Here is a 13,765-nt window from a genome sequence, read left to right as displayed (position 1 = left end):
GGCCAGGGTGGGCGCTGATCCCGGCAGCCCCCTGGCCGTCCGGCACGGCGGCGGTCGTCCCGGGCCGGAATCTGCCGAGGGACCGCCCGGGGGCCGGACTCGCCTACCCAGGGCGGCTCGGGCGGCTATCCCTCCCCCGCCCGGAGCACCTCGCCCAGCCGCCGGTGCCGCCGTGCCGCGAGCTCGACCCGTACCACGACGACGACCGCCGCCAGCGGGGCGACGGCAAGCACTCCGAGCTGCCACCACGGCAGCACCGCAGTGGGGTCGACGGCCTGCCCGGTGAGCAGCCGCAACGCGAGCGGGCCGAGGGTCAGGGCCGCGAGCAGCACGCCGAGCAGCGGACCGCCCACCGCGGCGACGAGCACCGGCGGCAGCAGTTCGCCGACAGCCACCCGGCGGGCGTCCACCGGACGCAGGCCGAGCGTGCGCAGCCGGGTCAGCGTCTGCCAGCGCTGCGCCGCGCTCGCCGCCGCGCCGAGCGCCAGGCCGAGCAGACCCATGGCCAGCAGCATCGTGATCGAGGCCCACCAGAGCCGCAGCAGCCCCAGGGAGAGCGGCGCGGTGCGGCGCTGCGCCAGTACCTCCTCGCGGTCCAGGACGTCGGCCCCGAGCGTGCGGTCGGCGACGGCCCGCCCCGCGCCGGGACCCGTCACCCAGACCGTGTTCGGCACGACCGGCACCCCGGCGGCGGCGACGGCGGCGGCGTCGACCACGACCACGTCGTCCGCGTCGCCGACCGGAGGCGCCGTACCGACCACCGCGAGCTGGACGGCCGGGCCGTCCGCCCGGCGCAGCTCCAACCGGGTACCGGGCCGGAGCCCGCCGTCGGCGGAGCGCACCAGTGCCGGGACCGCGCCGCCGGCACCGCCGGTCACCGCGAGCCGGTCGAACTGCGGCCCGTCCGGCAGTGGCGTGGCGGCCAGCAGCCGCGCGAACGCCCTCGCGTCCACGATCACCAGGCGGGGGGTGACCAGCGTCGAATCGGCGACGAGCCGCGCGTTGTCGGTCACCTGGGCGGTGACCACCTGCCGCACCCCCGGTGCGGCGGCGACGCGTTCGGCGAGGGCGGTGGTGGCAGCGGCGTCGGCGAGGTTGACGTCGAGCCGGGCGTCGGCGCCGACCGTACGCCAGGCGCCCTCGGCGAGGCCCTGCACGGCGGTGGCCCGCAGCGTGAACGCGAACGAGGCCAGCGCGACGGAGGTCACCAGGACGAGCACTGGCAGCACCCGCGCCGACGTCACGGCCGCCCGGGCCGCGCCGAAGACCGCGAGCGGGCGGCGGGAGCGCAGCGATCGCCGCAGCACCAGGCCGGTGCCGAGCGGCAGCAGCCGCAGCAGGAGCAGCGCGCCGACGAGCGCGCCGAGGGCGGGGGCGCTCGCCGGCAGGGTCGCGCCGCCGTCCTCGCCCGGTCCCGGACCGGTCGGCGCGGTGGACGCGGGCGGCAGGATTCCGCGCTGGTGCAGCGTGGTGAAGGCGGCCACCGCCCCGGCCAGGACCGCGACCTCCAGGGTGGCCCGGCGTAGCTGCCCGGTGCGGCGGACCCACCGACGTGCGGTCCGGTTGGCCGGAACCCGGCGGTCCCGGGTGGCCCGGGCGGCGGTGAGCGTGCCGAGCACCGGAGTGGCGACGGCCGCGGCGAGGATCACCGGCGCCGCCCAGCGCCAGGAGATGCCGGATGCGACCGCGACCACCAGCCCGAGCCCGGCCGCGCCGGCCAGCAGCGCCAGCGCCACGGACTCGACCAGCAGTTCCGTGGCGAGGTCCGGCAGGGTGGCGCCGCGCTGCCGGGCGGCCGTCAACGCCATTGCCCGGCGCCGGACCAACAGGTCGGCGGCGAGCAGCAGCACCAGGATCGCGACGGTCAGCACCCCGACGAGCAGCACGGACGCCTGCGCGTTCGCGGCAGCGATCCGGGTCCGCACGTCCCGGAGCACGGCGTCGAGCCGGGTCTCCCAGCGCAGGGAGCTGTCCCGGACGCCGGATGAGGCCGAGGCCGCTTTCAGGGCGACCACGTTCGCGGCGACGGACTCCGCGGAGTCCCGGGTGAGCACCTCGGGGTCGAGCGCGAACCAGACGGTCCGGTCCAACTCCTCGTCGGCGAAGGCGAGCCGGGCGTCCGGCAGGGAGTCCGCGGAGAGCAGCCCGGCGAACCGGGTACTGCCCACCCCGTCCACACCGGCGACGGGCTCCAGCAGCCAGGGCGCGAGCCGCCAGGCCGGATCGTCGCGGTCCGTCGGCGCGAAGACGCCACTGACCACGACGTGTTTCGTTCGCCTGCGCTGGTCCACCAGGGGGATGCGGTCCCCCGGACCGAGATTGAGCGTGTCCGCCACCGGCTTGGCGAGCCCGACCTGCACCGGCCAGGGCGGAGCGCCGTACGGCACCTCAATCCGGCTCTCCGCCTCCGGTACGGCTGGACGGGGGGCGCCACCCGCGAGCCAGGTCACCCCCGGTCCCCCACCGGCCGCCGGATCGTTGCCGAGGTAGCCGAGCTGGAAGGTGCGCTGGATGCCGCCGTCGGTGATCTTGAGTGTGCTGCTGGTGACGGTGGCGATGGGTGGGCGCAGCACCGCCCGCAGGTCCGGATCGAGTTCGTCCCCGGCCATCCCCCGCAGGTCGCTGACGGTCTCGGCGAGATACGGGTCACGCACCCGACCGCCGTACGGCCCGTCGTCCGGCTCCCAGCGGGCGTGTACCCGGACCGTGGCGTCCTCGGCCGCCTGGCGTACCGCGTCCCGCACGGCCTGGTCGGCGGTGGCCCGCATCAGCGGCGGTACGGCACCGGCGAAGAGCACCACGACGGCGACGACGACGGCGGTCAGCAGCAGCGGACCGGCATCGGCCCGGGGGCGGGCGCGGACGGTCGGCCAGTGCACCGCCGGCCACGGCAGCCGGATCATCCGCTCACCCGCAGGTACCCGGCGTCGGCGCGGCGGGTCCGGACGGTGACCACGACCGCCACCGCCAGCAGGCAACCGGCCACCAGCAGGGCACAGAGCGCCGCCTCGGCCGCCCACGGCCAGTGCGGTACGACGGGCGGGACCGGCGCGGCGCCGAGGTCCGACCGGATCAGCGGCGGCGCGACGACGCCGGTGGCGAGCGCGCCGACGGCCGTACCCGCGAGGACCAGCGACAGCAGCAGGCCGGCGTACTGGCCGAAGAGCACCTGCCGGACCTCCCGCCGGGTCATCCCCAACCCGCGCAGCCGGGCCACCTCGACGGCACGGGCCCGCAGGTCCACCAGGACGTGCAGGACGGTGCCGGCGACCAGCAGCAGTACGGCGGCCGGAACGAGCAGCCGGAGCGCGGCCGGCAGGCCGGCGCGCAGCGGCCCGCCGCGCAGCCGCTCGGCCTCGCCGGCCCGGGTGGTGGTCGTGCCGACGTGCAGGGCGGCGACCCGTGCGACGGCGTCCGACCGGGCGGGACGGCCGACCCACCAGCCGTCGACGGGGTACTCCAGGTTGCCGGCGACCACCAGCGCGCGGGAGATGGCGTCCAGGTCGGCCAGGACGGCGACCGAGCCGGGTGCGGACGGAACCTCCGGCACCACCTCGGCCACGACGACGGGAACGGCGGTGGCGCCGACCGAGATGCTGAGGTTGGCGCCGCGCCGCGTCCCGAGTTCGTCGAGGAGGCGGGCCGAGACCGCCACCGGCACCGCCTCGGGGACGGGGAACGCGGTCGCGACGAGGTTGCGGGCGGCGGCCTCGGGACCGGCGAGCTGCACGGTCGTCGTCATGTTCAGCCGGGCACCGGAGGCGGTGCCGGCCAGCGCGACCGCCGAGCCGGTGAGCTGCCCGGGTGCCGGCGGAGCGGAGGTGGCCGTCCACGGCGGCGCACCGGCGGGCAGCACCGCCCCCGGCGCGTCCAGCGTCACGGCGACCTCGCTGCGACCGGGACCGGGCGGTCCGGCCGCCGGGTCGGCCGCGATCGGCAGCGAGACCGCGACGATCTCCAACCCCTCGGCCGGTACGCACTCCGGCAGCCGGTGCACCGCTCCGTCCAGTGGCACGGGCGGGGCGGTGCAGGTCGTCCTCAGCCCCGTGGCGTCCTGCACCAGTACCCTCGGCGTCACCACCAGCGGAGTTTCGCCGGTCGCCGTACCGGAGAGGGTGAGCGCACTTCGGGCCGGAACGGCGACCCCGACGACCCGGGACGACGGCGCCAACGCGCCGCCCACCTCCGCCCAGCTCCGGTCGCCGTCCAGCCGCCCCCGCAACAGCGCCTCTGCCCGGCTGGTGTCCAGCGCCACCAGCCGGGGCGCGTCACCGGCGGTGCCGAGCCACTGGCCGATGGCGATGCCGCGCCCGGCGGCCGGGCTCACCGTCCCGCCGGTCGCCGCACCGACCGTCACGCCCTGCCCGGCGACCGGCGGGGTGGTCAGCACGATCGCCAGGTCGGTGCCGACCGACAGGCCGGCCTGGTCGTGCTGCGAACGTTCCCAGGTGGCGCCGAAGGCGATCCCGAAGGTGGCGGCACTACAGGCCAGCCCGACCAGCAGGCCCGCGGCGACCGCCCGGGGGCGGCGGGCGGCCTCGAAGACGGCCAGCGGCAGCGCCAGTCCCCGGGCGCGGCGGACGAGCCGCTCGGCGCCGTGCAGCGCCAGCGGCACCATGCGCAGCACCAGCGCGACCCCGGCGACCAGCAGCAGCGTGGGCGCGAGCACCCGGACGACGTCGACCCGGGCGTCGGCACCGCTGGCCTGGGCGTGCAACTGCCAGAGGCCGACCCCGGCGAACGCCACGAGCAGCACGTCGGCGCCGGACCGGGCGAGCAGGGCGCGCGGGTCGCGTCGGTCGGTGGCCGGGGCGACGGGTCGTGCCGCGAGGAGTACCAGCACCACGGCGAGCACCAGCACCGCGCCGATCACGACGAGCACCTGGGTGGTGGTCACCGCCGGTGGGCCGGCCAGCCCGGCGGCCGACAGCGGCGGTATCCGGGTCAGGCCGGCATGCAGCAGGGACGAGGCGGGTACCGCGAGCGCGGCGGCGAGCAGCGCGAGCGTACCGGCCTCGACGGCCGCCCCGGCGGCGAGCCGGTTACGGCTGAAGCCCAGCGCCGCCAGCAGACCGGTCTCGTCGGCCCGTACCCCGGCGGTGAGCCGGCTGGCCAGCGCCAGGGCGGTCGCGGTGAGGACACCGCCGAGCAACGCGACGGCGAGCACCGTGGCGGCGGTGACCCGCTGCTGGTCGCGGGCGGTGCGCAGGGTCTGCGGCAGCGGCGAGTCCAGGTTCTCGATCCGCACCCGGTCACCGAGGATCCCGGCCAGCCGGCGGTCGGCACCCTGGACGCTCCCGGCGACCGCCTCCAGGTCGGCACGGCCGGCGGCGGAGAGGTCGGGCTGGGCGGTGAGTTCCATCCGGTCGACGGTGTGCCGGCCGGAGAGCAGGTCGGCGAGGTCGACGACGACCGGACCGTAGGCGTGCACCAGCTGCGGCTGGCGCCCGTCGCTGAAGGCGAGGTCGTAGCCGGCGCCGCCGAGCGGGTCGCGGTCCCAGCCGGTGCCGGGCAGCGGGCGTACGACGCCGACGACGGTCACCTCGACCGCCGGAGCCGGATCGCTGTGCAGCTCCGCGCCGAGCCGGACCCGGCTGCCGAGGGTGAGCCGGAGCAGCCGCGCGGTGGGTTCGAGCAGGACGGCCTCCAGCGGCGCGTCCCCGCCCCCGGCCGCCGCCCGTGGCCAGCGCCCGTCGACCAGTGCGGCACGGGTCGGCAGGTCGTCCATTGCCGACAGGTACGTCTCGGTCGGCATCCCGGTCCGGCCGGCCAGCTCCTCGGGCAGCGTACGCAGCGCGGACGACGCCCGGGTGGCCGTCGTCGTCGGAAACGGGGCGAGGGTCGAGGTCAGCAGTTCGCGGGTGTCGGCCGCCACCGACCTGGCGTGGGCGCTGGGCACCGTGACGGTGTAGGCGGTGACCCTGACGTCGTCGGGGGCGGCCCGGGCGGCGGCGACCTCGTACGCCCGGTCGGCGGTGCTGGTCACCAGCAGGGCGCAGGTGCCGAGCAGGGTCGCACCGAGCGCGACGACCGCCAGCAGCGCCCCGAGCAGCGGCCACTGCGCGCGTGCGCGACGACCGAGCAGTCTCAGCACCCGCCGCTCCGGCCGGTCATCCGGGCGCCGACCCGGCAGGCTCGGCGTCGAGCCGGCCGTCCTGGATCCGGATCACCCGCTCCGCCAGCGCCATCATCACCGGGTCGTGCGTGGCGACCAGCACCGTGACGCCCTCGGACTCCACCACTCCGCGCAGCAACGACATCACCGACAGCCCCGTCTCGGCGTCGAGCTGCCCGGTCGGCTCGTCGGCGATCAACAGCCGGGGGGAGGCGGCCAGGGCGCGGGCGATCGCCACCCGCTGCTGCTGGCCGCCGGAGAGTTCGGCGGGACGCTGCTGGGCATGGTCGGCCAGCCCCACCAGCTCCAACAGCAGCTCGACCCGGCGTTCGCGCTCCGCTGCCGGGGTACGGGCCAGCCGCAGCGGCGCGCCGACGTTCTCCGCCGCCGACAACACCGGGATCAGCCCGAACGTCTGGAACACGTAGCCGACCGTCGCCCGTCGGAGCCGGGAGAGCCCGTCCTCGTCGAGGGCCGTGACGTCGGTGCCGTCGACGACGACGGTGCCGGCGTCCGGCCGGTCCAGACCGCCGACGACGTTGAGCAGGGTGGTCTTGCCGGAGCCGGAGCGGCCGACCAGGGCGACCATCGTGCCGCCCTGGACGTCGAACGACACGTCCCGCAGTGCGTGCACCGCCGTCGGCCCGACGCCGAAGCGTCGCTCGACGCCGCGTACCGAGAGCAGTGGGACGGTGCTCACCCGCGGTCTCCGAGGTCCGGCCGGATCGTGACGTGGTCGGCTTCCAGTGCCAGCCGGACCCGTCTGGTCAGCGCCAGCGCCTCGCGGTACTCGCGGGGCACCTGGACCCGCCCGGCGCGGTCCATCACGGCGTACTCCTCGGCGACCACCGCCGTGTCGCCGTCGGCACCGGTTCCCGCCCGGCGCAGTACCTCGCTGCTGGTACGCCCGTCCCGGATCGCCACCGTGCGCTCGACCTTGCCGCTGACCTCCGGGTCGTGGGTGACCACGACGACGGTGACGCCGAGCTGCCGGTTTACGTCCCGCAGCGCACCGAAGAGCTCCGCCGAGGTGGCGGTGTCCAGCTCGCCGGTCGGCTCGTCGGCCAGCAGCACCCGGGGCTCGTTGGCGAGGGCCACCGCGACCGCCACCCGCATCTGCTGCCCGCCCGACATCTGCCCGGGCCGCCGGTCGGCGCAGTCGGCGACGCCCAGGGCGTCCAGCAGTTCGGCGACACGGGTCCGGCGGGTACGGGCCGGGGTGCGGGCCGCGGTCATCGGCAGGTCGACCATCTGCCGCGCGGTCAGGTACGGCACGAGATTGCTCGTGCTCTGCTGCCGGACGAACCCGACGGTGTGCCGACGGTACCGGACGCGGTCGGCCCGGGACATCGCCAGCAGGTCCCACCGGTCGACGCGGGCCCGCCCGGCGGTGGGGGCGTCGATTCCGGCGAGGATGCCGAGCAGCGTCGACTTGCCCGACCCGGACGCCCCGACGACGGCGAGCATCTCGCCACTCTCCACGACCAGGTCCAACCCCTGTAGCGCCTGCACCTCGATCGACCCGGTCTGGTAGATCCGGACCAGGCTCTCGCAGACGATCAACGCGTCCCGGCCGAACTCCGGTGCTCGCCGTGGCGGCGGGAGAGTCAGCGGTGTGATGGTGGTACCTCTCCTTCGGCCCGCGTCGCGCAGACTTTAGTAAGCGTGATCTGGACCGTCAACGGCCGGCACCCGGTCCGGTGCCGGCCGTCGGCCGGATCGTCGACTCTCCGATCGTCAGCGCACGATGCGCCAGCGGTTGTCGGCGGTGCCGTTCTCCGAGTCCTGCACGGCGAAGGCGCCGACGGCGGTGGAGTTGTTCTGGATGCCGAGCAGCTTCCCGCTGTGCACGTTACGGATCTTGTACGTACCGTCGCCCTGGTCGAGCAGCGTCCAGCGGTGGTCGGCGGTGCCATTGTCGGACCACTGCAGGACGGTGGCGTTGTCGGCGGTGGACATGTCCTGCACCCCGAGCACCTTGCCACTGTTGGCGTTGCGGAACCGGACCGCGTTGCCGTCGGCGACCATCTCCCAGTTGTGGTCCGCGGTACCCGAGTCGTGCCACTGGAGGGCGCGACCGCCGTCGGCCGTCGACATGTTCTCGATGCCGAGGACGAGACCGCTCGCCGCGTTGGCCAGCCGGACCGTACCGCCGCTCTGGCCACCCCCGACGTTCCAGTAGACCGTGTAGTTGTGCCCGTGCGCGTCGTAGAAGGGACCGAGGTTGACGGTGCTGCCGCCGGAGGTGGCGGTGAACGCGAGTGAGCCGCTGCCGGTACGGGTGATCGACGAGGGGTTCAGCGCGGGCAGGGCGCTCAGTGAGCTGTTGCCGTAGTTCCCGGAGAGCACCACCGGGCCGTAGGTGACCGCGGCGACGTTCGCGTTGTCGTTCGCCGCTCTCGTCACGACCCGCATCGGCAGGCGGACGGTGACGGTGTCGCCGGAGGTCCACGAGCGGGTCAGGGTGGCGTAGCTGCCGGGGGTGGCGCCGACGTTCTGCACCACCCCGTTGACGCTGACGGTGGCCCCGCTGGTCCAGCTCGGCACCCGGACACGCATCGACCAGCTACCGCTGACGTTGCCGGTGACCTGCAAGGTCGTGGTGTCGCCGACCGGGTACGAGGTGGTCTGGGTGACCGTGATGCCGCGTTGTGCCCAGTCGAGCACCGAGGGCAGGAACATGTTGACGATCAGCGTGCTGCCGCTGTGGAAATAGATCGAGTCCATCAGCTGGGTGTGCATCTCCAGCCCGGTGCCCTGGCAGCACCAGAAGCTGTTGTAGTCGGTGCTCCAGGTTCCGCCGCCCCAGGCCGGCCCCACGCCGCGCCGGCCGCCCGGGTTGAGCGGGGTGAAGTACGTGACGTGCCCGTGCCCGTCGGCGGGATTCTGCTGGCCGATCATGTGGTTGAGCCAGGCCTGCTCGTAGTAGTCGGCCAGCGCCACCCGGTTCGGGTCCAGCATGATCAGCTCCCGGGTGAGCCGGAGCATGTTGAAGGTGTTGCAGCTCTCGCAGGTGTCCCGGTTGAGGTAGCCGGCGATGGCGTTGGCTGGCCGGAAGTGCTCGGCCTGGCTGTTGCCGCCGATGACGTACGTGTGCGCGTTGACGCAGATGTTCCAGGCGTTGCTGGCGATGTCCCGGTAGCGGGTCGAGCCGGTGGCCTTGTACTCCCGTACCGCGCCGATCCACTTCGGCACCTGCGTGTTGGCGTGCAGCCCGTTGAGCCGGTCCTGGTTGGCCGCCAGCGGATCCAGCACCGCGGCGTGGTCGAACCGCTGGGCGGCGGTGAGCCACCGCGCGTCCCCGGTGTACTGGTACAGGTCGGTCAGCACGGCGGTCATGCCGCCGAACTCCGTGCCGAGCATGGCCTGCATCTGCTGGCCGCTGAGTCGAGCGGTCCGCCAGTCGACCCAGCCCGCCAGGCGCAACAGCACGTCGCGGGCCTGCGTGCTGCCGAGGTAGCGCCAGACGTCGAGCAGGCCGGTCAGGGTCTTGTGGATGGCGTAGTAGGGCACGTTGCCGTTGCTGAGGGTCCGCGCCTCAAGCGCGGTGAACTCCGACTCCGGAAAGCCGGAGAGGTAGCCGGTGTTGAAGCCGGCGGCGCCGTTGTTGGCCTGGCACTTCGCCAGCTCCGCCACCATGCTGTTCGCCTTGTCCCGGCAGACGGTGTCACCGGTCACCGCGTGGACCTGCGCCCAGGCGGTCAGGAAGTGCCCCTGGACGTGCGTGCGGAACGGAAACGTCGGCGCGTCCCAGCCACCGTTGGCGGCGGCCCCGTTGGTGGACAGCCGGTGGTTGGCCCGGAAGTTGTACAGCAGCCGGTTCACGTCGACGAACCGCAGGTAGGTCACCGTACGGTTCTGGTTGTCCAGCCACCGGCTCGCGGAGAGCCGTACCTGGCCGAGATCGAAGGCGTACGCGGAGACTCCGATGTCGGGCCTGGCCGGTGCTATCGCCGCCTGGGCGGGTTGGCGTCCGAGAACGGCACCGGCGGCGGAGACGGCCACCACGGCACCGGCGCCCTGTAGCAGCCGCCGCCGGCTGACGAAGGATGACATCCTGGAACTCCATTCCGTTGTCGGGGTGCTGCGCGGGCGTTGCGTGAACCGGCCGGTCGGCACCGGGTCGAGGGCTGGGTGACTAGCGTGCGGTGAACTGCCACCAGTCGAGGTTCAGCAGATAACCGCTGCCGCCGCCGAACCGCAGGTACAGGTCCTGGGTGCCGCTGACGCCGTTGACCGGGCAGGTGACGGTCGCCCAGGTCTGCCAACCGCCGGTACCCGAGACGGTGCAGGTGCCCACCAGGGTTCCGGTCGCGCTGCCGAGCCGGACCTCGACGCGACCACCGCTGGTCGCCGAGGCCACCCGGGCGCTGAACGAGGCCGCACCGGCGCCGAAGGCCACGCCCTTGACCTTGATCGAGTCGCCGTTCTCGATCCAGCCGACGTTCATCCCGCCGGCACTGGACGGCTCGGTCTCCACCCCGCTCCCCCAGGCGATCGTCTCGCCCTCCTGGCGGACGTACGGGTTCAGGGTGCCGACCTGCGGGGCTCCGGCCGAGGTCATGTTGATCGTCGGGAACGAGCCGTCGGCGTTGTAGCTGAACTTCTCCACCGCCACGGACCGGGTGAAGCCGCCGCCGCCGGGCAGAGCGCCGTTGTGGTAGAAGAAGTACGACCCGCCGTTGAAGTCGACGATGCCGGCGTGGTTGGTGAAGCTGCCGCCCTGCCGGGGCATGATCGTCCCTCGGTAGGTCCACGGTCCGGTCGGCCCGGACGCCGTCGAGTAGCCGATGAACTCCGAGCAGCATTCCGCCGCGAACACGTTGTAGTAGACGCCGTTGCGCTTGAAGACCCAGGGACCCTCCTCGTACAGGGTCGGCCGGCTCGTGTTCCCGCTCCGGGCGCCGAACCCCGCAGTGGTCAACGGGATCTGGGTCGGACCGCCGGAGAACGAGATCATGTCGGCGTTCAACCGCACGTACCACAGGTTCGGGTTGCCCCAGTAGAGGTACGCCTGCCCGTTGTCGTCGATGAAGGCGGCCGGGTCGATCTCGCCGTTCTCCACAAGCGGGCGGCCGAGCGCGTCCCGGAACGGCCCGGTGGGGCTCTCCGACACCCCGACCCCGATGGCCATCCTGCCGGTCGCCCGGTTCTTGACCGGCACGTACCAGTAGAACCTGCCGTTGCGGTAGATGGTGTGCCCGGCCCAGGCGTCGGCGCTGGCCCAACTGAAGGTGGCCAGACTCATCGGCGAGCCGTGGTCGGTCCAGTTCACCATGTCCGCCGAGGACCAGACCCGCCACTCCCGCATGGTGAAGTAGGTCGAGCCGTCCTCGTCGTGACCGGTGTAGAGGTACACCCGGCCGTTGTGCACCAGTGGGGCCGGGTCGGCCGTGTAGATGGTCTGCACGATGGGGTTGTCCGCCCGGGCCGCTCCGGCGGGCATCAACACCACGAGACAGAGCAGCGCGGACATCCAGGCGAGGCCCCGCCGGGCCGCGGCTCGGTCGAACATTGCGGATCTCATGGTTTCCTCCTCAGGGCACCGGCCCGGTCGCGGCCGGATTCCTCGTCGTGGTGGTGGTCGCCGGCCGGGCCGGCGCGGAGCTTGCCCTCTCCGCGCCGGCCCTCCCAGGTCACGCGGGCAGCGAACATGTCGGCGTGAATGCCGCTGCCGGATGCGTGCCTGAAACCTGCGCTCCGCCGGTCGCCCCGCGCCGACCGGCTGGCCGGCGGGGTCGGTACCGGGTCAGCCGACGCGGGCCAGCTGCCACTGCTGGTTGTTGCCGCCCCAGTCGGCGTACTGCACGATGTTGGCGCCGTCGTTGGTGGCCGCGCCCTGGACCTCCAGGACCTTGTTGCTGTTGCGGTTGACCAGCCGGACGTAGCCGCCGGCCGAGTCGGCAAGCCGGAACTGCTGGTTCGCTCCGTTGTGGTCGGTCCACTGCACGATCGCGGCGCCGTCGGCGGTGGAGGCGTTCTGCACGTCCAGCACCTTGCCGGAGTGCCGCGACCTGAGCCGGTAGTAGCCGCCGCCGGAATCGACGAACTGCCACTGTTGCCACGCGCCGTCGCCGCGCGCCCACTGGGTGATCCGCGCCCCGTCGTTGGTGGCCCGGTTGTACACGTCCAGCGCCTTACCGCTGTTCCGGTTGACCAGCACGTACCACGCGTTCGGGTCGACCTGTCCGGGGTTGGGGGTGCTGCCCCCGTTGAGGGCGCCGAGCACCGCGTCGTAGGCGGGCTTCTTGTTGCCGTTGCCGTCGAAGAGCAGCGGATTCTGCCCGGTGCGCCAGGAGTCGGTGTCGCGGATGCCCCACACCGTGATGCCGGTGCAGCGGGCAACCGCCAGACAGGCCCGGGTGACGGTGCCGTACACGGCGGCCTGGTTGGCGCCGGAGATGTCCAGCTCGGTGATCTGTACGTCGACGCCGAGGTCGGCGAAGCGTTGCAGGTTGGCCTGGTAGTCGCCGGGCACCGAGTTGCTCAGGTGGGACTGGAAGCCGACGCAGTCGATCGGTACGCCACGGGCCCTGAAGTCGCGCACCATGTTGTAGATCCCGGTGGACTTCGCGTTGATCCCGTCGGTGTTGTAGTCGTTGTAGCAGAGCCGGGCGGCCGGGTCGGCGGCGTCCGCAGCCCGGAACGCGGCCTCGATCCAGTCGTTGCCGGTACGTTGCAGGTTGGAGTCCCGCCGCCCGCCGCCGCCACCGTCGGCGAACGCCTCGTTCACCACGTCCCACGAGTGGATCTTGCCTCGGTAGTAGCTGGCGACCTGCGTGACGTGGTTGATCGCCGCGTTGCGCAGCGCGCTGCCGGACATGCCCTGGGCCCAGCTCGGCTGCTGGGCGTGCCACAGCAGGGTGTGACCCCGCACCGTCATTCCGCGCGACCGGGCGTGGTTGACGATCCGATCCGCGTTCGTGTAGGTGAACCGGCCCTGCTGCGGCTCGGTCGCGTCCCACTTCATCTCGTTTTCCGCGGTGACGCTGTTGAACTCGCGGTTCAGGATCGTCAGGTACGTGTTGTCACCCATCCTGCCGGCCGCAATGGCCGCGCCGAAGTAGCGACCCTTCTCCGCCGCCGAGGTGCCCAGGGTGGTGCCGGCGTTGGCGGGCGCCGCGAACTGCATCGCCATAGCGGCCACGAGCACTCCGGTCATCAGCAGCGACGAGACCACCCTCGTCCGCCACCGTTGCCCAGGAGGTCTGGTCGAGCATCCGAAGTCGTCCATCGATCCCTCCCTAACCATTGCCGTTATCAGGCGCAGTGTTAGCGCTCACGTAAGTAGATGCCCAGATGGGCGGCTGCACGGAGAGGTCTCCGGCGAGCGCTCACATCGATGTATGGGAGATTGCCACAATGTTTCGCAGCCTTCAAGAGGTAGATGGAAGTGGATACGTTGAACCGGACCGCCACAAACGTCAACTCGACCGTGGACCTTCGATAGGCGCGGTCGATAACACTTTTCGCACGGCGACGAGGAGGACTGAAGCGCGAAACGTTCCAACCGATTCTTGAAACGAAAGCCGGAGGCGTAGCAGCCGGCTTGCCGGGTGGGCGGTATCCGGCCTGGATCCGTCGCCCGCGGCGGCCGTCGCCCCGGGTGGTCGGGAGGAGTGGGACCGCGCCGCCGGGCCCGGCCCCACC

7 protein-coding genes are annotated in these 13,765 nt (G+C 73.2%); all 7 read right to left on the bottom strand.

Annotation, left to right across the window (positions count from 1 at the left end):
• Positions 1-125 precede the first annotated feature (125 nt).
• Entirely contained in the window at positions 126-2,903 is a 2,778-nt protein-coding gene (locus Pen02_RS27485; RefSeq protein WP_203869001.1) for an ABC transporter permease, read from the bottom strand.
• Positions 2,900-6,094, bottom strand: a complete 3,195-nt coding sequence (locus Pen02_RS27480; protein ID WP_203869000.1) for an FtsX-like permease family protein — start codon at positions 6,092-6,094, stop codon at positions 2,900-2,902. Before Pen02_RS27480 ends, Pen02_RS27485 begins: the two co-directional genes overlap by 4 nt.
• A gap of 16 nt (positions 6,095-6,110) precedes the next feature.
• Entirely contained in the window at positions 6,111-6,815 is a 705-nt protein-coding gene (locus Pen02_RS27475) for an ABC transporter ATP-binding protein (protein WP_203868999.1), read from the bottom strand.
• Positions 6,812-7,735 (bottom strand): ABC transporter ATP-binding protein, encoded by a 924-nt coding sequence (locus Pen02_RS27470; protein WP_372445682.1) that lies wholly within the window; start codon positions 7,733-7,735, stop codon positions 6,812-6,814. The genes Pen02_RS27475 and Pen02_RS27470 overlap by 4 nt, the downstream gene beginning before the upstream one ends.
• A 117-nt stretch (positions 7,736-7,852) precedes the next feature.
• Positions 7,853-10,171: a beta-L-arabinofuranosidase domain-containing protein gene (locus tag Pen02_RS27465; protein ID WP_203868998.1), complete on the bottom strand. Its 2,319-nt coding sequence runs from the start codon at positions 10,169-10,171 to the stop codon at positions 7,853-7,855.
• Between the two features lie 82 nt (positions 10,172-10,253).
• Positions 10,254-11,642: a glycoside hydrolase family 43 protein gene (locus Pen02_RS27460; RefSeq protein WP_239141362.1), complete on the bottom strand. Its 1,389-nt coding sequence runs from the start codon at positions 11,640-11,642 to the stop codon at positions 10,254-10,256.
• A gap of 222 nt (positions 11,643-11,864) precedes the next feature.
• The gene (locus tag Pen02_RS27455) at positions 11,865-13,349 is read right to left on the bottom strand and encodes an endo-1,4-beta-xylanase (protein WP_203868997.1); all 1,485 of its coding nucleotides are present in this window, start codon (positions 13,347-13,349) and stop codon (positions 11,865-11,867) included.
• Positions 13,350-13,765 lie beyond the last annotated feature (416 nt).

Origin of the sequence: Plantactinospora endophytica (genome assembly GCF_016862915.1) — a bacterium.
GTDB classification, from domain to species: domain Bacteria; phylum Actinomycetota; class Actinomycetes; order Mycobacteriales; family Micromonosporaceae; genus Plantactinospora; species Plantactinospora endophytica.
The sequence above is the reverse complement of the archived record's forward strand: the minus strand, read 5'-3'. Positions and strand labels throughout refer to the sequence as shown.